A 23,773-nucleotide genomic window follows, 5' to 3' on the forward strand; every position below is an offset into this window, starting at 1 on the left:
TTGCAGCGACCCCAGATCAGCCGCCCATGTTGTTCAGCGGTGCCGCTCGAAGAGGGGCGTCGTCCCGCCCACGGCCTGACCCGATGGGCCGGTGAGGGCGATAACATGACGGGCTTCGCAGGCCGACGGCATCAGGGCGGGGAACTCCTCGGGCGTGAGCGTCTCCTTTTCCATCAGCAGGTTGGCGCCGCTATCCAGATCGGCGCGCCGCTGCTTGAGCAGCGCCTGGGCACGTGCGTAGGCTTCATCGAGCAAGACGCGAATACCCAGGTCGATCTCCCGGGCGGTCTGTTCCGAGTAGTCTTTTTCGCCCATGCCAGGCAGATGTTCACCCAGATAGGTGGAAGACCGCCGTTCCAGTACCGACTGGCCGAGCTCGGCGCTCATGCCGAAGCGGGTGATCAACTGCCGGGCGATATCGGTGGCGCGTGCCAGATCGTCGGCCGCGCCAGTGGAGATCTGGCCATAGACGATGTATTCGGCCGCGCGTCCGGCCATCAGCACCACAATCCGATCCTTGAGCATCTGGCAACTGATCAGGAAGTGGTCTTCGGTCGGTCGCTGCAAGGTGTAGCCCAATGAGCCGGCGGCGCGGGGGATAATGGACACTTTGTGCACCGGGTCCATCCCGGGCAGGGTCGCGGCAGCCAGGGCATGTCCCATCTCGTGATAGGCCACGATCAGGCGTTCTTCGGGATGCAGCAGGCTGCTTTTATGTTCAAGGCCCACGACGATGCGTTCTACCGCGTTGGTGAAGTCCTGCAGGTTGACGCTCGAGCCTGCCCGGCGGGTGGCGACGATTGCGGCTTCATTGATCAGGTTGGCCAAGTCGGCCCCGGTAAAACCAGTGGTGATATCGGCAATTCGCTCGGCATCGGTGCCGGGGTCCAGGGTGATTTTCTGCAGGTGGACCTTGAGAATGGCCAGGCGTCCCTTGCGGTCGGGACGGTCGATCAGGATCTGCCGATCAAAGCGACCGGCGCGCAGCAGGGCGGGATCAAGAATTTCCGGGCGGTTGGTCGCCGCCAGCAGGACCACCCCTTCGCGGGGGTCAAAGCCATCCAGCTCCGCCAAGAGCTGATTGAGGGTCTGTTCTTTTTCATCGTTGCCCCCCAGGGTTCCCACACCGCGGGCCTTGCCCAAGGCATCCAGCTCGTCGATGAAAATAATGCAGGGGGCGGCCTGCCGTGCCTGCTCGAACAGGTCACGGACCCGGGCGGCACCGACGCCAACGAACATCTCGACGAATTCGGACCCCGAGATGGAAAAAAACGGTACGCCGGCTTCACCGGCAATGGCCTTGGCCGCCAGGGTCTTGCCGGTCCCCGGAGGACCGACCAGCAGCGTGCCTTTGGGAATATGGGCGCCCAGGCGCGAGTACTGTTCCTTGTCCTTGAGGAAGGAGACGATTTCCACCAGCTCGGCCTTGGCCTCGTCGATACCGGCGACATCGGCAAAGGTCACGCCGGTATCGCGCTGGACAAAGACCTTGGCCCGCGACTTGCCGACATTCATCATTCCGCCTAGGCCCTGCTTCTCGGCCATGCCGCGGAACAGGAAGTGCCAGACCACCATGATCATGACAAAGGGCAGCAGCCAGCCGATCAAGCCGGTGAGCAGGGTGTTTTCAGTGACCCCGGAGAAGGTGGCATTGGACTGTGCCAGTTCGGTCGCCAGGGCGGGGTCGACGCGTACCGTGCTGAATCGATCATGGCCATTGATGGGTTCTTGCAGCTTGCCGCTGATCTGATCCTTTTCCACTTGCAAGTCACTGACTTTGTGAGCGTCCAGCAGTTGGAGGAACTGGCTGTAGGGCAGGCTTTCCACGGGGTGTTGTTGACCGAGGAACATCTGCAGTGCGGCAAACGCCAACAAGGCGATGAAGAAATACGACAGGTTCCACTGATGAGTCTTTTTCATGACCTTGGCCCAGGGAGCAAAGAGGGGAGAGGGCGGTATTTTCAACGCCGGGCTATTGGGGTTCGTCGTTCATGACGCAGCGCAACAGACCGGCCACTTCCGAGTTCTACGCTTTGGGGCTGGGAAATCATTGAGTTATATCAAAAATGCCTGGATCTGCGGTCCACGGGTGTTGCCCTTTGGGCGAAGGGTTGTGTCCGACATTCGCGCCGTTAGTTGATAAAGATCAGAGTTCGGTTTTCTTCAGCCCCGATACTTTCCGGACCATCTGATTTCTCAAGTGCACTTACCGAGGGCATTACCATGAACAAGTTCCTGTCTGTTGCAGTACTGGGCGTGATGCTGGCGGCAACCGCGGGTTGCAGTCATCAACATGCTCGTGAAGTGGATGCGCGCCTGGACTCCGCGGAAAACAATGCCGCGTCGGCCCGCTTAAAAGCTGATGAGGCCTACACCAAGGCCGAGCAGGCAATGGCTGCCGCCGCCCAGGCGCAACGCACGGCTGACGAGGCCAACGAACGGGCCAATCGCATGCTGGAAAAAGCCGCTCGCAAGTAACGACGGTTGTGCCACCCGGCCAGGGAGGCTGGGTTGTTGCTTTACCCTACAGCCCTTGTCGATCAAGGCTTGTTCGATATCGGCGTTCGTCTGCCGATTGGCAAGCAGCAAAAAGCCCCTGCCGGTATTCCGGCAGGGGCGAAGTACCTACCTGTTCAGTCGCCTTTGATCGGTACGACTTTTTCCGCCTTCATGGCGTCGGCTTTCTTCGGCAAGGAGATACTCAATACACCTTTGCTGAAGTTGGCTTCGATCTTTTCCGCCTCGACTGACGTCGGCAAGTTGAAGACACGCTCGAAGCTGCCGTAATGGCGCTCGGTCATGTGATACCCCTTCCTTTTTTCTTCCTTGTCCTCTTTCTTCTCCCCTTTGATGATCAAGCTGCCATTGGACAGTTTGATCTCAATATTTTTCTGATCCATGCCGGGAAGTTCTGCGGTGATTTCGAAGCTTTTGTCTTTCTCGACGATATCCACGGCAGGCATTGCGTGAGTGATCAGTTCCCGACGCCAGAACGGCTCCACATCGAACAGGCCACGTCCAAAGGACGGCAGTCCGGAGCCGTGGGTGAAGTCTTCGAACAGGTGGTCCACCTGTTGCCGCAGTTTTTCCAGAGGGCGCCACAGATCAGTCGTTACCGGGTGGTGGCTGGTCTTGTCTTCGCTATGCAGCGGCATTTTTTTTACGCTATTAGCCATCGTCACATCTCCTCTTGGGTGAGCCGGGGGAAGCAAGCGCCAAGACACTTGCGTTGCCCGGGAAAGTGGGATCGATTCGCCAGTCCTGACAAGGTCGGGTTTCCCGACTGCGACTTCCAATCGATACGGCGCCGTACAAACACGGCTATTTACTGTCACCGTGAATGGGATTGAGAGGCTTGATTTAGATCAGACCGAGGGTAAAAAGCTTCGAGTACCTGGATTGGCGGCGCCCGTTCGGGATCGATCCAGGGCACCGCAGAATTGGCGAATGGCATCGCAGGCCTGACGCAGCGAATCGTCATCCAAGGCATAGGCGATACGGATATAAGGCCCCAACCCGAACGCGCTGCCCTGCACAACGGCGACATCCGCTTCATCCAGCAGCGCATGGGCGATATCTTCATCGTTGTGCAGTACTCGCCCTGCGGGAGAGGTGCTGCCAATCAGGCCGGCACAGGAGGCAAAAGCATAGAACGCGCCCGCCGGACTCACGCATTCCAGTCCTGGTATGTCATTCAGCAGTGCCACCATCAAGTCGCGACGACGCTGGAAAACCGCCCGGCTTTCCTGGATGAAGTCCTTGGGGCCTTCCAGTGCCGCGAGTGCCGCTTGTTGTGAAACCGAACTCGCCCCCGAGGTCTGTTGCCCTTGCAGCTTTTCCATGGCATCCAGCAACCAGCGTGGCCCGGTGGCAAAGCCGATGCGCCAGCCGGTCATGGCATAGGCCTTGGAGACGCCGTTCATGGTCAGGGTTCGCGCTGCCAGCCGTGGCTCCACCTGGGCCAGGGTATGGAAGGCTTGATCGTCGAAGATCAGGTGTTCATAGATATCATCGGCCAGGATCAGCACCTGGGGATGGGCCAGCAATACCTCGGCCAGTGCCTGGAGCTCCTCCCGGCTGTACACTGCGCCGGTGGGGTTGGACGGCGAATTGAGGATCAGCCAGCGGGTCTGCGGCGTGATCGCGTCATTCAGTGCCGAGGCAGTCAGCTTGAAACCCGTATCGGCATCACAGACGACGATCCGGGTTTCGCCACCGCACAGCTGGACCATCTCTGGGTAACTGACCCAGTAGGGCGCGGGTACTATGACCTGGTCGCCCTCGTTCAGCGTGGCCGCCAGGGCGTTGTAGATCACCTGTTTGCCGCCGTTGCAGACCAGGGTGTCCTGCCAGGTGACGTCCAGGCCGTTCTCGCGCCGGAACTTGGCGGCCACCGCTTCACGCAGCGAACGGACACCGGCGACCTGGGTGTAGCGGGTGTGGCCGTGTTCGATGGCATCAGTGGCCGCTGCGCGTACATGCGCGGGCGTATCGAAGTCCGGTTCGCCCGCGCAGAGTGAAATGATCGTTGCGCCTTGCGCCCGCCGTTCCGCCACCCGGTCCATGATCCGGTAGGTCGCCGAAGGTTGCGCGCTGGCCAGGCGCCGGTTCAGGCGTTGAATATCGATGCTCATACTTTCCTCTGCAGGTTGTGATAACCCAATGCGGCCCTGGCTTCTTTCAGGGTTTTGCCTTGGCTGATCAGGGCGCGAATCTCGGCTTCGACCGTTTCGATCTGGCGGGCACAGGCCGCTACTTCGACGGCACGGGCACGGGGCACGATCACCACGCCGTTGGCATCGGCGACCACTATGTCGCGGGCGCAAACCCGGGCGCTGCCGATGGACACCGGTTGGTTGACTGACTGAACCTGTACGCGGTCCTTGCCGGTGCGCATGAAGCGGCCCTTGCTGAAGATCGGGTAGCCATCGCCCAGCGCCTTGTTCACGTCTCGGCAGACACCGTCGATGACGGTGCCGGCAATCCGTCGTGCGCCGGCGTACTGGGTCATGATGTCGCCCCAGACCGTGCAGTCGGTGCGCCCGCCGTTGTCGATGACCACGATGTCACCGGGCGCCACGTCCTCGATAAAGTCACCCACGGTGCCGGGCGGTACGCTGGCCGTGACGTACTGCACGGTGAACGCCGGGCCGACGATCACCTGGCTGTAATTGCCCAGGGGCGCGATCCCGAGGCATTGGCCGGGCAGGCCGAGCTTGTCCATGGCATCGGACACGCCCGGGGTGTCGAGTCCCTCGAAGAGGGCGACCAGTTGGCGGTCTTCCGGGCTCATCGGCTGTGCTCCACATGGATGGCTTCGAACTGGGTGTCATGCATCACCTCGGCCACCGAGCGGCCGTTGCGCACGGCCTCGACCATGCCGTCCTGGCGACGGGCAATGCGTTCGCCAAGGTCGAGCACTTTGTCGATGTGGACAGTGGAGACGAACACCGTGCCGCAGTTGTCGGCGATCACATAGTCATCCTCGCTGACGGCCACGCCGGCCACGTTGATTGTCACGGCGGCATCGACCTGCACCACACGATTGCGCGCGCTGATCATCGTGACGCCACGGCCGTAGACCGGGTAGCCGATCGCTGCGCTGCCGTCGATATCGCGACTGAAACCGTCGATCACCGTGCCGCGTACCTGCTTGGCGGACGCGGCATTGGCGAGGATATCGCCCCAGCAGGAAATGCCTTCGAGACCGCCGGCAATCACCAGCACCCGATCGTCGCTGTCGATCTGTTCGACCACCGGAGTGATCAGGTGCACGGTGGGTGTTTTATCGGACTTGGGGGCCAGCTGTACGGTACTGGCCCGGCCGACGATTTTCGGGCACTTCCACAGCGGACGTAGCCCTACCGTGGCACCGGGCAGGCCGAGGAAATCGAGCGCATCGGACACGGTGTTGGTGTCCAGCGCCGCCAAGCGTTCCAGCAAACTCTTGTGGGTCATGGGGGAGCCCCTGTGGTGACGGAGGCGCCCAGTGTCGGCGAGGAGGTTTGATAGGTATATTACTAATCACAGAAGCGTTTGATACGCTGAACCTATGGATAAACCATGATCAATTTTCGTCTGATTCGTCACCTCTGGTTGTTCCTGGCGGTTGCCGAGGAACAGAATTTCGGCCGCGCCGCCAAGCGTCTGGGCATGTCCCAGCCACCGTTGAGCGAGCAGATCCAGGTCCTGGAACAAGCGCTCAAGGTCACGCTCTTCGAGCGTTCGCGACGGGGTGCGAAACTGACCCCGGTCGGGGCCGCGATCCTGCCGGCGGTACGCAAGTTCGCCGAGCAACTGGAACGTCTGGAACTGGCCGTGGAAGAGGCGGTGGCGGGGCAGTCGGGCCTGTTGACCATCGGCGCGATTTCAACGGCCATGTTTGACGTGTTGCCGGGGCTGATCGAACAACTGAAGCGTGAATACCCGCACCTCACGGTGTCGGTGCGGGAAATCGACAGCGTTGAAGCCGTCCCGGCGCTGGAGGCCGGGGATATCGATCTGGCGTTTGCCCGGCTGGACGGTGATCTGGGGGCGTCGATCCGGTCACTGCCATTGACGGAAGATCGTCTGGTGGTGGCATTGCCCGTCGATCACCCATTGGCCTCGCGTTCGCGTATCAGTCTGTCGAGTCTGGCCAACGAAGCCTTGGTGATGTTTTCTCGGAAGGTCAGCCCGGTGTATTTCGATAACCTGATTGCGACCTGTCGGGCCAGTGGTTTCTCCCCGCGTGTCTTGCATGAAGTGCGTTCGGTCGCGTCGCAGATCGCCTTTGTCAGCTATGGCCAAGGTATTGCGCTGGTACCGGCGTCGCTGAAAAAGCTGGCTCCCGCCAATGTGGTGTTCCGGCCGCTGAGCCAGAAGTTGCAGGTGGTCACCACCGCGATGGCCTGGAATACCAGCCGACCCAATCCATTGGTCGAAGCGCTGGTCGCCCGGTTCCAGGCCAAGGTGTGAGCGGGGTGTTGTTCAAGGCTGATAGGTTTTGCGTATGAAAACCTTCCTGAATCAGGAATTTACAGAAAACCTGATTCCCTTGAGATTGTCGCCCGTACCGTCGGCAATTCGTGTCCGTGCGAAAACCTTTTGTTCAAGGAGTTACTTCCGTGCCCTCACCGGAAACATTCACCCATACGCAGCTCCCTCTTACAGTCGAAGGGGTTCAACTGAACGTGGCGGCCATTTATCGTGAGGGTGACTTGGCACCCATTGTCTTCCTGCATGGTTTTGGCTCGACCAAGGAAGACTACGCCGACATCGTGCTGCAGGGTGCCTTTTCCGGTCATCCCTTTGTCGCGTACGACGCGCCGGGCTGCGGTGAGAGCCAGTGCAGTGATTTATCGAGGATCTCCATCCCTTTCCTGCTGCAGACGGCCTTGCAGGTGCTGGAGCATTTCGGTATCGGGCGCTTCCATCTGGTCGGTCACTCCATGGGCGGACTCACCGCGCTGATGCTGGCCCATCAGTTCCCGGAGCGGATACTCAGCTTCGTCGATATCGAGGGCAATATTGCCCCGGAAGACTGCTTTCTCAGCCGACAGATCGTCGATTATCCGGCGGACGATCCCGAGGTTTTTTTTGCCGCGTTTATCGAGCGTACCCGCCAGGCTCCGGCGTATGCCAGCGCGCTATATTCGGCCAGCTTGCGACACAAGGTGCGGGCCGGCGCGGTGCGTGGGATCTTCCAGTCAATGGTCGAGCTTTCCGATAACGCTGACCTGATGGGCAAATTTCTCGGCCTGAAATGTCCGCGCATGTTCATGTATGGCGAACAGAACGCCTCGTTGTCCTATCTCTCGCATATCCAGGCCGAAGGCGTGCGGCTGGCCCCCATCGCGCAGTGTGGCCACTTTCCCATGTATTCCAATCCGCTTGCGATGTGGCAGCAGATTGCCGATTTTCAGAACGCCGGCCAACGGAGTCCTTTACCCAACATGGATTGAGCCTGGCCGTCGACCTCCAATAAAAACGCCCCGAATCCTGCAGGTCGAGGCGTTCTTCTTCAGCTCAGGTGCTTAGTGCCCGGCGCTCTGCCCACCGTCCACATGCAGGATCTCACCCGTCACAAACCCGGCAGACTCCAGGTAGACAATCGCCTGGACGATATCGCTGGTTTCCCCCATCCGCCCGACCGGATGCAGGCGGCCCAGCGCCTCATGGGTTTCTTCGGCATGCATCGGGGTCTTGATGATCCCGGGGCTGACCGCATTGACCCGGATCCCGCGCTTGGCGTACTCGATGGCCAGGGACTTGGTCGCCGAATTGAGCCCACCCTTGGTCAGCGAGGCCAGTACCGACGGCACCCCGTCGATGGCGTGATCCACCAGGCTGGTGGTGACATTGACGATATGGCCCTTGCCTTGTTTCTCCATTTCGGTAATCGCCAGCTGGCTGATGTAGAAGAAACCATTCAGGTTCACCGCCAGCACGTTGGCATAGTCTTCGTGGGTGTAGCCGGTGAACGGCTTGGCGATAAAGACCCCGGCGTTGTTGATCAGGCTGTCGATACGACCAAAACGGGCGACACCTTCACGGATGACGCGCTCGGCGGTGGCCGGGTCGGCAATGTCACCGGCGACGGTGAGGATGTCCGGGTCTGTGGACGGCTTGACCGAGCGGGCTGTGGCAACCACCCGGTAATCGAGATCACGGTAGGCCTTGACCAGCGCCGCGCCGATCCCTTGGGAAGCGCCAGTAATCACAACGACTTTTTTTGCATGGCTCATGATGAAACCTCGATGGAAAGTAAGGGGGTAGGGCGTGATCAATCAAGCAGTGGCGGAGGCGATTTCCCGCAGCATCTGTTCGTAGTACTCGACCGACTGTGAGCCGGACACCAGATGACGGCCGTTGAGGATCATGGCCGGCACCGAGTTGATGCCGCGTGCGCGGTAGAAAGCCTCGAGTTCACGGACTTCGTCGGCGAACGCGTCGCTGGCCAGCATTTCACGGGCAGGCGCCGCCTGCAGTCCCGCTTCGGTTGCCAGACGCACCAGGGTTTCGCGGTCGCTCGGGTTCTGCCCGTCGCTGAAATAGGCGCGCAGCAAGGCTCGCTTCAGTTCGAGCTGCCGACCTTCCTGCAAGGCCCAGAGCAACAGGCGGTGGGCATCGAAGGTGTTGTAGAAATGGCTGCGTTTTTCCAGGTCGAACTGAAAACCGATGGCCTCGCCCCGGGTCATCAACATCTGCTTGCCGGCGGCGACTTCTTCGGCGCTGCGGCCGTATTTGCGCATCATGTGCCGGACCGCGTGCTCGCCTTCGGCCGGCATGTCCGGGTTCAGTTCGAAGGGTTTGAAGGTCAACTCGACCGAGACTTCATCGGCCAGGTTGGCGATGGCCTGTTCCAGGGCCGTCACGCCCAGGGCGCACCAGGGGCAGACCACATCGGAGATGAAGTCGAGCTTGACGGGCGCGTTCATGACGGGTTCTGCGCCAGTTGCTGGCGGTATTGGGTGGTGCTGATGCCGGCGTAACCCCAGTTATCGGTGTCGACTTCCTCGATCACGATGTGGGTCAGGTCCGGGCGCTTGTTGAGCACCCGTTGCAGGGTTTCAGTGATTTCGGCAATCACCTGGGCTTTCTGCTCCGAGGTAACGCCATCGCGGGTTATGCGCACGCTGACAAAAGGCATGACAAGTCTCCAGTGACCTGCCCATCGGCATGATGGCAGGCAGTGGGAGCAATTTATTGGGTTGTTAAACTCGGATAAAGGTGGGGTCAAGAACATCATTAGTGAGGTGGTGTAATGAGTTTTGCGCTTGATCGGCGGGTTCGCTTACCCGGTTTGTGATCTATAGTCCTTATCGGATCAGTTGATAATCTCTTTCGCACGGACGCTACAAGGAGCTCCAGCCCGCTCCTTGGGCCATAACCCCGGCGGATGCCCTCTAGCCTAGAAGTGTTGGTACAACGCAGGGAGCACAGCATGTCGATCCAACGACCAGACGGACTGAGGTCGGCTCCCACTATTGCCAGGTCTGCGGCCGCCATTGCCAGGACCACCCGCAGTTTTTTCCAGCGTGGGCTCGATCAGGTCAAGGAAGCCTATATCCTGTTTCCGCTGCTGGCCGCTGTCCTTTTGCTGGTCATCTGGACGGCAACGCTGCACCTCATCAGCAGTGAGCTGGCACGGGCGCAGCGCGGGGCAAGCACGGCCAGCCTGGAGATCGGTGCCACCTACGAGGCCCAGATGTTGCGTGCCGTCCACGAAATCGATCAAACCCTCAAGCTGGTCAAATACACCTATGAGGCCGAAGGCGAGCGTAATCCACTGCCCAGGCTCAAGGAGCGGGCGTTATTGCCGCCGCCCCTGTTGTTTGACGTCAGTGTGGTCAACCCGGACGGCGGGCTGGTGGCGAGTACGCGGGCCAACGATACGGAAGCCATTTCGGACCGGGATGAGCAACAGGCACTGCAGCACGACGACACACTGTTGATCAGTCACGCCTGGAAAAAACCGCAGACGGGAGAATGGCGGCTGCGTTTCAGCCGCCGGCTGAATGCGCCGGACGGTGGGTTTTCGGGCATCGCCCGGGTCGAGGTCGATGCGGCCTATTTTGTCAGCAGCTATGACGCCTCGAAACTCGGCGACCATGGCGTCCTTGGTTTGTTGGGTACCGACGGCATTTTTCGGGTACGCCGAAGCGGCGATGCGGTGCTGGCCGGCGATGCGGTGGATTATGCGGCGTTGGTCCCGGACACCGATGACACCCAAGCGCTGTTGGCGACCAATACCTGGGACGGCGTGCGCCGCTACACCAGCGCCCGTCAGCTCTATGACCTGCCCCTGGCAGTGATCGTCGGGCTGTCTGAAGAAGAACAACTGGCCACGGTGACCGGTCAGGCGCATACCTATTTGTGGCGGGCCGCGGGCGGCAGCCTGCTGCTGGTGTTGCTGGTCGGCCTGCTGAGCCGGATGAGCTGGCAGCTCGCGCAAAGCCGCTTGCGCACGGCCGAAGCCCAGGCCCAGCTGGTCGCCATTGCGCGTCAGGCCGGGATGGCGGAAATCGCCACCAATGTCCTGCATAACGTGGGCAATGTGCTCAATAGCGTGAATGTCTCCGCCGAAGTGGTTACCCGCAAGTTGCGCACCAGCAAAGCCCTGGGGCTGAGCAAAGCGGTGCAGTTGATGAACGAGCATGCCGAGGATCTGGGTCACTTCATCTCCCAGGACGAGAAAGGCAAGCTGCTTCCGGGCTATCTGAACCAGTTGGTGGACGCTTTGGCGCTCGAACAAAAGAGCATGACCGACGAACTCGATCAATTGACCCAGAGCATCGATCACATCAAGGAAATCGTCGCGGCCCAGCAGTCTTATTCAGGGGCATCCAGTCTTGCCGAGGCCGTACAGGTACCGCAGTTGATCGAGGATGCCCTGCGCATGAATGCCAGTTTCCTCGCTGCCCGCCAGGTCACCGTGGTGAAAGAGTTTGCCGAAACGCCCTGTTTGCAACTGGACAAGCACCGCTTGCTGATGATCCTGGTCAACCTGATAAAAAATGCCGGCGGCGCGATGGACAATCCAGCCGATCGACCTCCGCTGATTACCCTGCATACCGAGATGCTGCCGGAGCAGACCCTGGTCATCAAGGTGATCGACAATGGCGAGGGGATTGCCGAGGAGAATCTGACACGGATTTTTGCCCACGGATTCACCACGCGCAAAGACGGCCATGGTTTCGGATTGCACAGCTGCATCCTGGCGGCCATGGAGATGGGCGGGGCATTGAAGGTCCACAGTGACGGGCCGGGACAAGGGGCAATCTTCACCCTGGAACTGCCCAGCCAGGTTTCGAGCCCGGCAGCGGCTGCATAACCCGGGCGTATGGGGTTTTGTCGTCTACAATTTTGCTCGTGGTATCGCTGGATTTTATTGAGCCAACGTTACAAGGAATAGAACGAATGGCCGCAGTCCTCCTCGACACTTCATCAGTCAATCGCCAAGCGTGTTCCCGAGCGAAAGCGTGCCCGGATGTATTCGCATCCCCTGTTGTGGTTGCATTGAACCCATGAGGCTCGCACTCAATACGCTGGCCTTGGCCGTGATGACGTTATATACCGCCACCGTGAAGGCCGACGACGCCACGATGCCCACGTTTTCCCTGAGCAGTTTCGGCACTGCGGGTATTGTTCACTCCAGCGAAAAAAACGCCGACTTCACCTCCAGCATCTACAAACCCAACGGTGCCGGTCACACCCGTAGCTGGGATGCGGATGTCGACAGCCTGATCGGCGCCCAGGTAACGGCCAACTTTACCCGGCAGCTCTCGGCCGTGGTGCAGGTCATCTCGGAGCAGAATTACGACAACAGCTACCGTCCCACCCTCGAATGGGCGAACTTCAAATACCAGTTCACGCCCGATTTCAGCCTGCGCGCCGGTCGCACGGTGCAGCCGGCTTTCCTGCTCTCCGACAGCCGCAAAGTGGGTTACACCCTGCCATGGGTACGCCCGCCGGGAGAGGTCTATAGCCTGATACCGGTCACCAGCACCGATGGCCTTGACCTCAGCTACCGGCTGCACTTCGGTGACCTGACCAATACCGTGCAGGGCAATGTCGGCCAGGGCGATTTCCGGATGCCCGCCAACACCGGCAGGACCTTGAGCAGGGACGCGTGGGGCATTTCCAATTTGACTGAATACGGGGACTTGACCACCCGCGTCACCTACCAGAAAACCCACGTGACCGTGGAGTCGTTCAATCCACTGTTCGACGGTTTCAGGGACTTCGGTGCGCAAGGCAATGCGATAGCCGACCGTTATGATGTCAAGGGCAAGCCCTTTGAGTTTATCGGCGTGGGGGCCATCTATGATCCAGGCAAGTGGTTCGTCATGGGCGAATGGGGGCATATCGACAGCCATTCGGCAATAGGGACGATAAACGCCTGGTATGTCAGCAGTGGCTATAGAATTGACACCTTCACACCCTATGTCACCTACGCCCGCTCCAAGACGGTCAGCGAAACGTCCAGCGCGGGTCTGACGACATCGGGTTTATCGCCAGACCTCGCGAGCGTCGCGGCTGGCCTTAACGGCGCACTCAACACCCAACTGGCATCGGGCAGCGGCCAGCAGACCCTGTCCGTCGGCATGCGCTGGGACTTCACGAAGAATATGGACGCCAAACTGCAGTACGATCACACGCGTTTAGACAGTAACGCCAGTGGTCCGTTGGTCAATCTCCAGCCGGGCTATGAGCCGGGAGGCTCGTTCAATCTGCTCAGCCTCGCTGTCGATTTTGTCTTCTGATGGCGCCGATCCTGCGGTGTCTCAAACGTGCCGGTTGCACGCTGGCAGGGTTCGCCCTGTGCCTGGGCAGCACGCTTGCCATGGCCGATGTGGTGGTGGTTGTCGCCGCTGCCAGCCCGGTGCAGGCGTTGACGCGCAATCAGGTGGCGGACATCTTCCTGGGCAAGACCAATCGTTTCCCCAGCGGCAAGCCGGTCACTCCGATCGACCAGACGGAAGGCTCCGCAACCCGTGATGAGTTCTACACCAGCTTCACCGGCAAGTCGGCCGCGCAGCTCAAGGCGCACTGGTCGAAAATCATTTTTACCGGCAGGGGCCAGCCGCCGGAAGCGGTAGCCAATAGCGCGGAAGTGAAGAAACGGATTGCCGGGAATCCCGACAGTATCGGCTATATCGAGTCCCGTGAAGTGGATGCCAGCGTCAGGGCGCTTCCTCCCGACCCGCAATGAGGGGTTACCTGCCGAGGGTCTTGTTGGCTGCCTGTGCCTGGAGCAAGACCCCGAACTGATCGGCGGGCACCGGCTTGTTGAAGTAGAAACCCTGGAATTCGTCGCAGGCGTTGTCCCGCAGGAAATCGGCCTGTTCGCGGGTTTCCACGCCTTGGGCCACCACGGTCAGGCTGAGGGTTCGACCCATTGCGATAATGGCCTCGGTCAGGGCCTTGTCTTCCGCCACGCTGGTGACGTCACGGATAAACGAGCGATCGATCTTGATTGAGTCGAGTGGAAACTGCTTGAGTGCCGAGAGCGAAGAGTAGCCAATCCCGAAATCATCGATGGCGATCCGGATCTTCAGCTTTTTCAGGCCGTTCAACACCTGCAGCGCTCTTTTGACATCCTGCATGAGCAGGCTCTCGGCGATCTCCAGTTCCAGCAGGCCGGGCTCCATGCCGGTCTCTGTCAGTATCGTGGCGAGGTCGGTGAGCAGATTGTCATCGACAAACTGCCGGGCCGTCAGGTTCACGGCAACCCCCAGATGCGGCAGCCCCTGCCGTTGCCAGGCGATGTTTTGCAGGCAGGCCGTTCTCAGCACCCACTTGCCGATGGGCACGATCAAACCGGTTTCCTCGGCAACGGGGATAAACTGCATGGGGGCTATCAGCCCCAGGTCCGGGTGTTCCCAGCGTAACAGGGCCTCCATGCCGGTGATCCGGCCGCTACGGATATCGCGTTTGGCCTGATAGTGAAGCCGGAACTCGTTACGTTCCAATGCATGGCGCAAGCCGAGTTCCAGGGTCAAGCGTTCCAGCGACTCGGCGTTGAGTTTCTCGGAGTAGAACTGGAAGTTGTTTTTACCCTGTTGCTTGGCCTGATACATGGCGATATCGGCATGTTTGGTCAGCGTCTGCTCGTCCAGGCCATCTTGCGCATAGAGGCTGATGCCGACGCTGGCGGTTACCCGGAACTCTTGTCCTTGAAGCTTGAAAGGCTTGGCGATGGCCGAGAGGATTTTCTGCGCGGTGTCCGCCACATATTTGGCCTCGGACAGCTCCGGTAGCAGGACCACGAATTCGTCGCCACCCAGGCGGGCGACGGTATCGCTGGCGCGCAGGCAGGCCGTGAGGCGGCCCGCGACTTCCTGCAGCAGTTGGTCGCCGGCATGGTGGCCCAGCGTATCGTTGATGTGTTTGAAGCGGTCGAGGTCGAGGAACAGCACCGCCAGTTGCCGATGATCACGGCGCGCTTCACTGATGTTCTGGCTCAACAGTTTGCTGAACAGGCTGCGATTGGGCAGCGCCGTGAGACCGTCGTGGTAGGCGAGGTACTCGACGCGCTCGGCATAGGCGACCTTGTCTTCGGCGGCGCGCAAGCGACTTTGCGCCAGCTGCCAGTTCATGCGGCTCAGCAGGCCGGCCAGAAGCACCAGCAGCAGACTGCCGGCGGCGGCTCGCCACAGGTAGGTCTGCGCTTGCCGGGTCACGGCGGCCAGGCGTTCTTCGGCGGATAACCCGACAATCACCGCCAGGGGAAAGTCATACAGCTGGCGGACACTGGTGTAGCGTTGCACGCCATCCCAGGCATTGGTCGAGAGCCGCGCCTGGGTGTCCTCGGTATTGGGCGCCAGTGTCGCGTAGTCGACGGCATCGCCGGCCAGCACCGACTCTCCGCTGCGGCGTACCCGGAAGATGCCATCGGTGCCCAGGAGTCCGAGTACGCCCCGCTCGCCGAGTTTCGAGTCGTCATAACTGCTGACGAAATAAGCCGCATCGACTTCGACCCGGGCAATGCCCGAGAACGCGCCGTTCGCTGCATTGAGCCGACGGCTGAAGCGCAATCGCCATTCCCCCGTCAGCGGATTTTTCCAGGGGCGACTGATCAACAGCGTATCGTTGTGCCGCAGCGTCTGTTGTTCATCCGGTTCGGTGATATTTCCCGCTTCGTTGGCGCGAGTACTCGCCACGGGTTCACCGTCCGGAGTGACCACGCTGACGTCAAACAACAGAGCTGGCGGCAACAAGGCCCGTTCCTTGAGTCTGGGCAGGGGATTACGCTCACCCTCGGTCTCATAGGTGTATTTGACCAGCTTGAGGGTTTGGTCAATTTCACGAACGGCGCGCAACATCTGCGCTTCGTAGGTAGCGCTGATCTCCAGGCTGGTGGTGGCTGCGTTGCGCTGGGCCCGGGTCTGTTCGATCTTGATCAGGTAGAGGGTGGCCGACCAGATGGCCAGCACCAGCAGGGCGGCCAGCAGCGGGAATAAAATGTAGGCTTCCTTGATCGGTTCCAGAACTCGCCGGAACAGGCTGCCACGGGGCTCGGAAGGGGGGGCGACGGGCGTTGCGCTACCGGAAGCCGACCTCAGTCCGTTTGTCCGTTGGATCGACATGCTGTGCTCCCTGCGTTGTAGCAACACTCTAGGCTAGCGGGCATCCGACGGGGTGATGGCTCGAGGACGGGGCCTTGTAGCGTCCGTGCGAAAGAGATTATCAACTGATCCGGTAGGAACTATAGACCACAAAAGACACCTGCCTTCCGAGGGACACTCCGGGATATTCGATCTATCCCTTCTCTGAATCCTCAATACCGGCAAGCAGGTCCGTGGCCAATGCGAATGCCGCCGTTCTGGCGGGAGCGCCCAGCGTCTGCGTTCTGGCACCGGTCGTCAGCACAAACGCCACCCGGTTGAGTGGCATTTTTGTGGGCGCGCGCTTACTTCTCCAGCACGACCGGCGGTTTACCTTTCTGCGCTGCTCAGATACTCAAACAACTTGGCCGCCTCCGGGGCCAGTTGCGCTGCGTCCTTGACCCCGACAAACAAGGTGCGCCGGGCCCAGTCATCGCTCAGGTCGACGGCTATCAGGCGAGTGCCGAGCAGTTCGCTCCGTACCGCCTGCAACGGCAATATCCCGATCCCCAAACCCGCTTCGATCATGCGGCAGATACCGTCGAAGCTGCTGACCTGAATGCGTACCTTGAGGACCTTGCCCGCGCTCACGGCGGCATCGTTGATCCGGCGCAGCAGCGAGCTGCCCTGATTGAGCGCTACGTAATCGAAGCCGAGCGTGTCCGTGAAGGACACACGGCCCGCATTGGCCAGCTCATGGCCGACAGGCACCAGCAGCACCAGGCGATCGTTGCGATAGGGCAGTGTGTAGAGCCCCTCGGCCGGCACGTTATCGGCAAAAATACCGATATCGGCGCGTCCGTTCTCCACGGCTTGAATGATCGGTTCGCTGAGAGCTTCTTCCAGTCCGATACGCACGTGGGGGTTGGCGTGCAGGAACAGCGTCAGGTCACCCGGCAGGAACTGGACCACCGCCGAGGTGTTGGCGAATAGCCGTATATGCCCGCGCACGCCCACCGAGTAATCACTGGCATCAGAGGCCATGCGGTTGACCCCTTCAAGAATCGTCCTGGCGTGCTCGACCATCCCTTGTCCCGCCGCCGTCAGTTCAAGCCCCCTCGGCAACCGCACGAACAACGGACACTGGGTCGTGCGCTCCAGCTCGGCCAGGCGCTTGCTGGCCGCCGAGACCGTCATATTGGCCTTGTCGGCGGCGCGGGTCAGGTTGCCGGCCTCGGCGGCGAAGATCAGCAGGCGCAAGGACAGCAGGTCGAAATGCAGGGGATTGATCATCAAAGGAGTCCAAGGCTTTCCAGTTTGGAAAGGATAGTGGCGAAATATGAAATTTTCATCTGCCGGGTTTGTGTCGATTATCCCTGTCACAAGTACTCGACAAGAACGGAAAACGCCATGGATTTACCTCTGCAAGGTGTGAAGGTCGTGGAGCTCGGCCAACTGATCGCCGGGCCCTTTGCGGCGAAGATGCTCGGTGAGTTTGGCGCCGATGTGATCAAGATCGAGCCGCCAGTCACCGGCGACCCGCTGCGCAAGTGGCGCTTGCTGCACGACGGGACGTCCGTCTGGTGGGCCGCGCAGTCACGCAACAAACGCTCGCTGACCCTGGATTTGCGCCAGGCCGAGGCGCAGCAGGTGGTGCGCCAACTGGTGGCCGATGCCGATGTGCTGATCGAGAACTTCCGTCCGGGTACCCTGGAAAATTGGGGGCTGGGCTGGGACACACTGCACGCATTGAACCCCAGACTCATCATGTTGCGCGTCTCCGGTTACGGTCAGACCGGACCCTATCGTGACCGGCCCGGCTTCGGCGTGATCGGCGAAGCCATGGGCGGCCTGCGGCATCTCTCCGGCGAGCCCGGGCGCACGCCGGTCAGGGTCGGCGTTTCTATCGGCGACTCGCTGTCGGCCCTGCACGGGGTGATCGGGATTCTGCTCGCCTTGCGTCACCGTGAACAGAACGGCGGGGAAGGCCAGCAGATCGACGTGGCGCTGTATGAATCAGTGTTCAACATGATGGAAAGCCTGCTGCCCGAATACTCGGTGTTCAACACCGTGCGTGAACCCGCCGGCAGCAGTTTGCCGGGAATCGCCCCGACCAATGCCTATCGTTGTCGCGACGGCGGTTTTGCCCTGATCGCCGGCAATGGCGACAGCATCTATCAACGCCTGATGGAAGTGATTGGCCGCCGTGATCTGGCGAGTGATCCCGACCTCGCGCAGAACGACGGCCGCGTGTTGCAGGTCGAGCGCATCGATGCCGCCATCTCCCAATGGACCGCGCGGCTGGGCCTCGATGAAGTGCTGTCGATCCTGACCGAGGCGCGGATTCCGGCCGGCAAGATCTACAACGCGGCCGATATCGCCCAGGACCCGCATTACCGGGCGCGCGACATGCTACTCGACAGCCAACTGGACGACGGCACTCCAGTGACCTTGCCCGGCATCGTGCCCAAGCTGGGCAGCACACCGGGCCGCGTAGCGCGCCCGGCACCCACTCTCGGCCAGCACACCCGCGAGATTCTCGACCAGCTTGGCATCGAGCCCGCGCAGCAGGCCGACTGGCGCCAGCGCGGCATCATTTGAACCCGAGGAATGCCCATGCAACGTCTTTTCCTGCAGGAAGTCGCCACCCGTGACGGCTTCCAGAACGAAGCACGGTTTATCGAAACCGCCGACAAGATTGCCTTGATCGATGCCCTCAGCCAGTGTGGCTTCGCCAAGATCGAGGTCACCTCGTTCACTTCGCCCAAGGCCATTACCGCGCTGCGGGACGCCGAAGCGGTGATGCATGGCATCCGCCGCAATCCGGCGGTGGAGTACACCGTGCTGGTGCCCAATGTGCGCGGCGCCGAACGGGCCCTGGCGTGCACTATCGATGAAGCCAATCTGGTGATGTCGGTCAGTGAACCCCACAACCGCTCCAACCTGCGCATGAGTCGCGAGCAGTCGTTTGCCCAGCTCAGCGAAGTGTTCAGTGTGATCGGCCAGGCACCGGTGGCGATCAATGTGTCGTTGTCGACGGTGTTCGGTTGCCCGATGCAGGGCGATGTGCCGGTGGGGGAAGTGTTGCACTGGGTCGAGCGCTTTGCCGAACGAGGCGCCCGCGGGGTGACCTTGTGCGACACCACCGGCATGGCCTACCCGAGCCAGGTCGAGGCGCTGTCTCGTGCGGTGCGCGAGCGTTTTCCGGCGCTGCAGCTGACCCTGCATTTCCACAATACCCGTGGCATGGCCCTGGCCAATGCCCTGGCGGCCATCGAGGCCGGTGTCGACCGTTTCGACGCCTCCCTTGGCGGCCTCGGCGGTTGCCCCTACGCGCCGGGGGCCAGCGGCAATGTCTGCACCGAAGACCTGCTGCACATGCTGCAGTTGATGGGGTTTGACACCGGGGTCGACCTGGACCGCGTGCTGGCCGCAGCCGCGCAGTTGCCGGGGCTGGTCGGCCACGAGATTCCCAGCCAGATCCTCAAGGCCGGCAAGCGCCTGGACCTGCACCCGATACCCGCCCATGTCGCCAGCCTGGAAAAACAGGTGCCATCGACCCGAACCCAGGAGTTGCAACCATGATCGACCATCTTGACCACCTGGTGCTGACCACGATCGACCCCGTGGCCGCCGAAGACTTCTACGTGCGGGTCATGGGTATGCAGGTGCAGACCTTTGCTGGCGGGCGCAAGGCGTTCGCCTTCGGCCAGCAGAAAATCAACCTGCACGTGCGCGGTCACGAGTTCGAGCCCAAGGCGCACCTGCCGGTGCCGGGGGCGCTGGACCTGTGTTTTATCGCCTCGATCCCCCTGGACCAGGTGATTGCCCATCTGGCCCGTGTCGACTGGCCGATTATCGAAGGCCCGGTGTTGCGTACCGGAGCCACCGGGCCGATTCGCTCGGTGTACGTGCGTGATCCGGACCTGAACCTGATCGAGATTTCCGAGCTCGTGCAGCCGGAGCGTGCAGTATGAGGGTGGTGTTTCTCGACAGCGCCAGTCTGCCCGTGGGCATTGCACGTCCAGCTTGGGTGACGGACTGGCAGGACCGTTCCGACACGACACCGGAGCAGGTGGTGGAAGCTGCCCGCAATGCCGATGCCGTAATCACCAACAAGGTCCGCATCGGCCGGACCGAACTCGAGCAACTGCCCAACCTGAGATTTATCTGCGTCGCCGCCACCGGTTACGACTGTATCGACCTGGTGGCCTGCCGTGATTTCGCCGTAACGGTGTGCAATGTCCCGGCCTACTCGGCGCAAAGCGTCGCCGAGTCGGTGATCGCCTCGATCTTCGCCTTGCGCCGGCAGCTGTTCGCCTACCAGGCCGCCGCCGTGCGCGACTGGCCGGATTCGCGGCACTTCTGCGTCCATCGCGCGCCGATCCGCGATGTGCAGGGCAGCGTGCTGGGTATCATCGGCAAAGGCGCCATCGGCCAGGCCACGGCCCGTCTGGCCAGTGCCCTGGGCATGCAGTTGCTCTATGCCGAACACCGTGGTGCGATCCCGGTGCGCAAGGGTTACCAGGCCTTTGAAACGGTGCTGGCGCAAAGCGATGTGATCTCGCTGCACTGCCCGCTGACCGAACACACCCGCCATCTGATCGGTGCCGCGGAGCTGGCACGGATGAAACCCGGCGCCGTGCTGATCAATACCGCCCGCGGGCCGTTGGTGGATGAGGCGGCGGTGCTCGCCGCCTTGGACAGCGGCCGCCTCGGCGGCGCGGCCCTCGATGTGCTGGGCCAGGAGCCGCCAACGGCTGACCACCCCTTGCTCACCCAGCGCCATGCCAACCTGATCGTCACGCCCCATGTGGCCTGGGCCAGCCAGAGCAGTCTGCAACGCCTGGCCGACGGCATCCTCGGCAACCTGCACGGCTACTACTCGGGGAACCTGATCAACCTCGTCTCGTAACGGCTTCACCCCCTAACAAGAAGGTCGACCCATGACAACAATAACAATAGGAAAACCGCGCCCTTCAAGGCTGCGCGGGGTGTTTCGCCATCTGTATGTACAGGTGCTGCTGGCGATCGTGCTGGGCATTGTCTTCGGGCATTTCTACCCCAGCCTCGGCGAAGAAATGAAGCCGCTGGGCGACACCTTCATCAAGCTGATCAAGATGCTGATTGCGCCGATTATCTTCTGCACCGTGGTCAGCGGCATTGCCAGCATGCAGAGCCTAAAGCGCATCGGCCGGGTCGGGTTCAAATCGTTGCTGTACTTCGAGGTGCTGACCACCCTGGCGCTGGTGGTGGGATTGATCGGGGTCAACCTGATGCAGCCCGGCACCGGCATGCATATCAACCCGGCGAGCCTAGATGCCCATGCCATCGACGGCTACAGCAAGCTGGCCCATGAACAGAGCGTGGTGGGGTTTCTCACCCATATCGTGCCCGGTACCGTGTTCGGCGCCTTCGCCGAGGGCGATATCCTCCAGGTGCTGTTCATTTCCATCCTGTTTGCCTTTGCCTTGCAGATGCTCGGCGCCGCCGGCAAGCCGCTGCTGAACCTGATCGACCTGGTGGCCCAGGCGTTTTTCCGCATGGTCCGGATCGTCATGTACGTCTCGCCGTTGGGGGCCTTCGGCGGCATGGCCTTTACGGTTGGCAAGTACGGCGTGGGCTCCCTTGGGGCGTATGGCAACTTGCTGATCTGCTACTACGTGACGGCGCTGTTTTTTGTCCTGGTGGTGCTCAATCTGGTGGCGCGATTGGCGGGCTTCAGCCTGTGGCAGTTCCTCAAGTACATTCGCGACGAGCTGTTCCTGGTGCTGGGCACCTCGTCTTCGGAGTCGGCCTTGCCGCGTTTGATGGGCAAGCTGGAGCGCCTCGGCTGCGAGAAATCGGTGGTGGGCCTGGTGGTGCCTTCGGGTTACTGCTTCAACCTCGATGGCAGCTGTATCAACATGACGGTGCTGGCGATTTTCATCGCCCAGGCGCTGGATATCCACCTCGACCTCTGGCACCAGGTGACCTTGCTGTTCATTCTGCTGCTGACCTCCAAGGGGGCGGCCAGTATCACCGGCGGGGCGTTTATCACCCTGGCGGCGACCCTTGGCAGCCTGGATGTCATCCCGGCGGCGGGGTTGGTGCTGGTACTGGGGGTCTACCGGTTTATTTCCGAGGGCGGGGCGTTGATCAATGTGATCGGCAACGGTGTGGCGACGCTGTTTATCGCCAAGTGGGAAGGGGCGCTGGACGAAGAGAAGCTGGCGGCCGAATTGCACAAGGGCTGTGCCCGTGAGCGAGAGGTAGAGTCCTGAACGAGTTGTCGTGAGGCAGCCCCAAGACCGCTCAGTCCACGAAAACTGAGCGGTTTTGGGTTTTTGAAGCAGCTTGCCCCGACTTGCTGGCGTTGTTTTCCCCTGCGTCGGGAGCGCCAAGCACAAAGGTCCCGAACTTGAGGGTATCGGCGAGTCGCTCCAGCGTCAGGGCGAACAGGTCCGCCAGGCAAGGCAGGCTGAAATGCGCTTCCATGGTCGCCGACGCGTTCTAGTAGCCGGTCATGATCCAGACGTCATGGCGCGAAGAGCAGCGCGTCAGGCTGTACGAGGTGCAACCGGAGAGGTTCTGCAAGGTTTCAACCAATGCGTTCAGTCGAGCCTGCAGGGCTGTTGAACAACTGTCTCTTGCGTGGATTTCAACGGTGCTGATGGCAACGAGGTGCATGGGGGTTACCTAGGTCAAGGTGGATCGGCCCGTGTGTATCCAGACCCGCGGGAACTGTGTGGCATCGACCCGCATGTCCGTACTCCTGGGTACTCAATAGGATCACCCACACGATACCCAGCCCTCGACTGGACGTCATTGCACAATATGGTCACACTATTTTTCAAAACGGCCAAATGTTCCTTCAGACCCGAGGTTCAATTTCCTTGATGCAACGTTCATCCGACGATCTGGCGGGCTCACGGGATGTCGATAACATTCCCCGTCCCGTTTATGCCCTGAATGCTTCCCTGGTCTCCGAAGACTGGGAGCATGCCAAGCACCAGCACCGCAAGGCACAACTGCTGTATTCGGTACGCGGCATCCTCAATTGCGAGGTCGAGGACGGGGTCTGGATCGTGCCGCCGCAATGTGCGGTGTGGATCCCGGGCAGCATGCTGCATGTGGCTCGCAGTTCTGGCGAAACGGAGTGCTACTGCCTGTTTATCGAGCCTGAGGCCGTCGCCAATCTACCTCGATTCTGTTGCACCCTTGCGGTCTCGCCGCTATTGCGGGAACTGATCCTGCGGGCGGTGAGCCTGCCACATCTGTATGACGAGCAGGGGCGCGATGCCCGTCTGGTCGCGACGTTGCTCGACGAGTTATGCGAGGCTCCGGTGGAAGACCTGCACTTGCCCATGCCGCGAGACCGGCGACTACGGCAACTGGCGCAGCGGCTGCTGGACGAGCCTTCGGCCAAGGTGCCGATGAGCGAATGGGCTACGCGTATCGGCATGAGCGAGCGGAGCATGAGCCGGCTGTTGTTGCAGGAAACCGGCGTGAGTTTCGGTCGCTGGCGCCGACAGTTGCATATCATCCTGTCACTGCGACGCCTGACCCGGGGTGACAGTGTGCAGGCGGTTGCCCTGGACCTGGGCTACGAAAGTTCCAGCGGGTTTGTCACCATGTTCCGCAAGGCGGTCGGCAAACCCCCGGCGCGCTATCTGCTGGAGCGCGTGGTCAACACCACGCGGGAGGGCGGCTTTGCCAATGTGCCCGGTGGTATTGTGCTGGCTGCGGATCAATGAAAAAGG

At 61.0% G+C, this 23,773-nt stretch carries 24 protein-coding genes; 12 read left to right on the top strand and 12 right to left on the bottom strand.

What is annotated here, in order from left to right; genetic code table 11:
* Positions 1 to 33 precede the first annotated feature (33 nt).
* Positions 34 to 1,920 carry an ATP-dependent zinc metalloprotease FtsH gene (gene ftsH, locus M5C71_RS00485; protein WP_248766994.1) on the bottom strand — a complete coding sequence of 629 codons (1,887 nt, stop codon included), beginning with the start codon at positions 1,918 to 1,920 and terminating at the stop codon, positions 34 to 36.
* 303 nt (positions 1,921 to 2,223) lie between these two features.
* Here ftsH and M5C71_RS00490 point away from each other — a divergent pair, with 303 nt between their 5' ends.
* The gene (locus tag M5C71_RS00490) at positions 2,224 to 2,478 is read left to right on the top strand and encodes an Lpp/OprI family alanine-zipper lipoprotein (RefSeq protein ID WP_248766995.1); all 255 of its coding nucleotides are present in this window, start codon (positions 2,224 to 2,226) and stop codon (positions 2,476 to 2,478) included.
* Positions 2,479 to 2,633: 155 nt separating this feature from the next.
* Here M5C71_RS00490 and M5C71_RS00495 read toward each other — a convergent pair whose 3' ends face one another.
* From M5C71_RS00495 to M5C71_RS00510, 4 genes are all read right to left on the bottom strand, one after another.
* Positions 2,634 to 3,176, bottom strand: a complete 543-nt coding sequence (locus M5C71_RS00495) for an Hsp20/alpha crystallin family protein (RefSeq protein WP_177099253.1) — start codon at positions 3,174 to 3,176, stop codon at positions 2,634 to 2,636.
* Between the two features lie 189 nt (positions 3,177 to 3,365).
* A complete protein-coding gene (locus tag M5C71_RS00500; RefSeq protein ID WP_248766996.1) occupies positions 3,366 to 4,634 on the bottom strand; it encodes a pyridoxal phosphate-dependent aminotransferase in 1,269 nt (422 codons plus the stop codon).
* Positions 4,631 to 5,293: an RraA family protein gene (locus M5C71_RS00505; RefSeq protein ID WP_248766997.1), complete on the bottom strand. Its 663-nt coding sequence runs from the start codon at positions 5,291 to 5,293 to the stop codon at positions 4,631 to 4,633. Before M5C71_RS00505 ends, M5C71_RS00500 begins: the two co-directional genes overlap by 4 nt.
* A complete protein-coding gene (locus M5C71_RS00510; protein ID WP_248766998.1) occupies positions 5,290 to 5,958 on the bottom strand; it encodes an RraA family protein in 669 nt (222 codons plus the stop codon). Before M5C71_RS00510 ends, M5C71_RS00505 begins: the two co-directional genes overlap by 4 nt.
* A 105-nt stretch (positions 5,959 to 6,063) precedes the next feature.
* Between M5C71_RS00510 and M5C71_RS00515 the strand changes: the two genes are divergently transcribed.
* Together M5C71_RS00515 and M5C71_RS00520 are read left to right on the top strand one after the other, a co-directional pair.
* The gene (locus M5C71_RS00515) at positions 6,064 to 6,957 is read left to right on the top strand and encodes a LysR family transcriptional regulator (RefSeq protein WP_248745804.1); all 894 of its coding nucleotides are present in this window, start codon (positions 6,064 to 6,066) and stop codon (positions 6,955 to 6,957) included.
* 149 nt (positions 6,958 to 7,106) lie between these two features.
* The gene (locus M5C71_RS00520) at positions 7,107 to 7,943 is read left to right on the top strand and encodes an alpha/beta hydrolase (protein WP_248767473.1); all 837 of its coding nucleotides are present in this window, start codon (positions 7,107 to 7,109) and stop codon (positions 7,941 to 7,943) included.
* Between the two features lie 72 nt (positions 7,944 to 8,015).
* On the opposite strand, the gene M5C71_RS00525 is transcribed toward M5C71_RS00520, so the two are convergent.
* From M5C71_RS00525 to M5C71_RS00535, 3 genes are read right to left on the bottom strand one after another with little or no spacing between them, the layout of a single operon-like run.
* A complete protein-coding gene (locus M5C71_RS00525) occupies positions 8,016 to 8,726 on the bottom strand; it encodes an SDR family oxidoreductase (protein ID WP_248766999.1) in 711 nt (236 codons plus the stop codon).
* 42 nt (positions 8,727 to 8,768) lie between these two features.
* Entirely contained in the window at positions 8,769 to 9,419 is a 651-nt protein-coding gene (locus M5C71_RS00530; RefSeq protein ID WP_248767000.1) for a DsbA family oxidoreductase, read from the bottom strand.
* Positions 9,416 to 9,631: a 4-oxalocrotonate tautomerase family protein gene (locus M5C71_RS00535; RefSeq protein ID WP_100939466.1), complete on the bottom strand. Its 216-nt coding sequence runs from the start codon at positions 9,629 to 9,631 to the stop codon at positions 9,416 to 9,418. The genes M5C71_RS00530 and M5C71_RS00535 overlap by 4 nt, the downstream gene beginning before the upstream one ends.
* 294 nt (positions 9,632 to 9,925) lie before the next feature.
* Between M5C71_RS00535 and M5C71_RS00540 the strand changes: the two genes are divergently transcribed.
* The 3 genes from M5C71_RS00540 (at position 9,926) to M5C71_RS00550 (ending at position 13,696) form a co-directional block, all read left to right on the top strand.
* The gene (locus tag M5C71_RS00540) at positions 9,926 to 11,815 is read left to right on the top strand and encodes an ATP-binding protein (RefSeq protein WP_248767001.1); all 1,890 of its coding nucleotides are present in this window, start codon (positions 9,926 to 9,928) and stop codon (positions 11,813 to 11,815) included.
* Between the two features lie 193 nt (positions 11,816 to 12,008).
* A complete protein-coding gene (locus tag M5C71_RS00545) occupies positions 12,009 to 13,247 on the top strand; it encodes a porin (protein ID WP_103494360.1) in 1,239 nt (412 codons plus the stop codon).
* Entirely contained in the window at positions 13,247 to 13,696 is a 450-nt protein-coding gene (locus M5C71_RS00550; RefSeq protein WP_248767002.1) for a substrate-binding domain-containing protein, read from the top strand. Before M5C71_RS00545 ends, M5C71_RS00550 begins: the two co-directional genes overlap by 1 nt.
* 4 nt (positions 13,697 to 13,700) lie before the next feature.
* On the opposite strand, the gene M5C71_RS00555 is transcribed toward M5C71_RS00550, so the two are convergent.
* Both M5C71_RS00555 and M5C71_RS00560 read right to left on the bottom strand, forming a co-directional pair.
* Positions 13,701 to 16,073, bottom strand: a complete 2,373-nt coding sequence (locus M5C71_RS00555; RefSeq protein WP_248767003.1) for an EAL domain-containing protein — start codon at positions 16,071 to 16,073, stop codon at positions 13,701 to 13,703.
* A gap of 348 nt (positions 16,074 to 16,421) precedes the next feature.
* On the bottom strand, positions 16,422 to 17,324 hold the full coding sequence (locus M5C71_RS00560) for a LysR family transcriptional regulator (protein WP_248767004.1): 903 nt from the start codon (positions 17,322 to 17,324) through the stop codon (positions 16,422 to 16,424).
* A gap of 117 nt (positions 17,325 to 17,441) precedes the next feature.
* On the opposite strand from M5C71_RS00560, the gene M5C71_RS00565 reads away from it, so the two are divergent.
* The 5 genes from M5C71_RS00565 to M5C71_RS00585 are packed head-to-tail and all read left to right on the top strand — an operon-like array spanning position 17,442 to position 22,294.
* The gene (locus M5C71_RS00565) at positions 17,442 to 18,632 is read left to right on the top strand and encodes a CoA transferase (RefSeq protein ID WP_152740877.1); all 1,191 of its coding nucleotides are present in this window, start codon (positions 17,442 to 17,444) and stop codon (positions 18,630 to 18,632) included.
* Between the two features lie 15 nt (positions 18,633 to 18,647).
* Positions 18,648 to 19,616 (top strand): hydroxymethylglutaryl-CoA lyase, encoded by a 969-nt coding sequence (locus tag M5C71_RS00570; RefSeq protein ID WP_248767005.1) that lies wholly within the window; start codon positions 18,648 to 18,650, stop codon positions 19,614 to 19,616.
* Positions 19,613 to 20,008 (top strand): VOC family protein, encoded by a 396-nt coding sequence (locus M5C71_RS00575; RefSeq protein WP_103494366.1) that lies wholly within the window; start codon positions 19,613 to 19,615, stop codon positions 20,006 to 20,008. The genes M5C71_RS00570 and M5C71_RS00575 overlap by 4 nt, the downstream gene beginning before the upstream one ends.
* On the top strand, positions 20,005 to 20,946 hold the full coding sequence (locus M5C71_RS00580; protein WP_248767006.1) for a D-2-hydroxyacid dehydrogenase: 942 nt from the start codon (positions 20,005 to 20,007) through the stop codon (positions 20,944 to 20,946). The genes M5C71_RS00575 and M5C71_RS00580 overlap by 4 nt, the downstream gene beginning before the upstream one ends.
* A gap of 31 nt (positions 20,947 to 20,977) precedes the next feature.
* Positions 20,978 to 22,294: a dicarboxylate/amino acid:cation symporter gene (locus M5C71_RS00585; RefSeq protein ID WP_248767007.1), complete on the top strand. Its 1,317-nt coding sequence runs from the start codon at positions 20,978 to 20,980 to the stop codon at positions 22,292 to 22,294.
* Positions 22,295 to 22,325: 31 nt separating this feature from the next.
* On the opposite strand, the gene M5C71_RS00590 is transcribed toward M5C71_RS00585, so the two are convergent.
* On the bottom strand, positions 22,326 to 22,508 hold the full coding sequence (locus M5C71_RS00590; RefSeq protein ID WP_248767008.1) for a hypothetical protein: 183 nt from the start codon (positions 22,506 to 22,508) through the stop codon (positions 22,326 to 22,328).
* Between the two features lie 15 nt (positions 22,509 to 22,523).
* The gene (locus M5C71_RS00595) at positions 22,524 to 22,700 is read right to left on the bottom strand and encodes a hypothetical protein (protein WP_248767009.1); all 177 of its coding nucleotides are present in this window, start codon (positions 22,698 to 22,700) and stop codon (positions 22,524 to 22,526) included.
* Positions 22,701 to 22,909: 209 nt separating this feature from the next.
* On the opposite strand from M5C71_RS00595, the gene M5C71_RS00600 reads away from it, so the two are divergent.
* A complete protein-coding gene (locus M5C71_RS00600) occupies positions 22,910 to 23,767 on the top strand; it encodes a helix-turn-helix transcriptional regulator (RefSeq protein WP_152740883.1) in 858 nt (285 codons plus the stop codon).
* Positions 23,768 to 23,773 lie beyond the last annotated feature (6 nt).

Source organism: Pseudomonas sp. MWU12-2345 (genome assembly GCF_023242385.1).
GTDB lineage: Bacteria > Pseudomonadota > Gammaproteobacteria > Pseudomonadales > Pseudomonadaceae > Aquipseudomonas > Aquipseudomonas gingeri_D.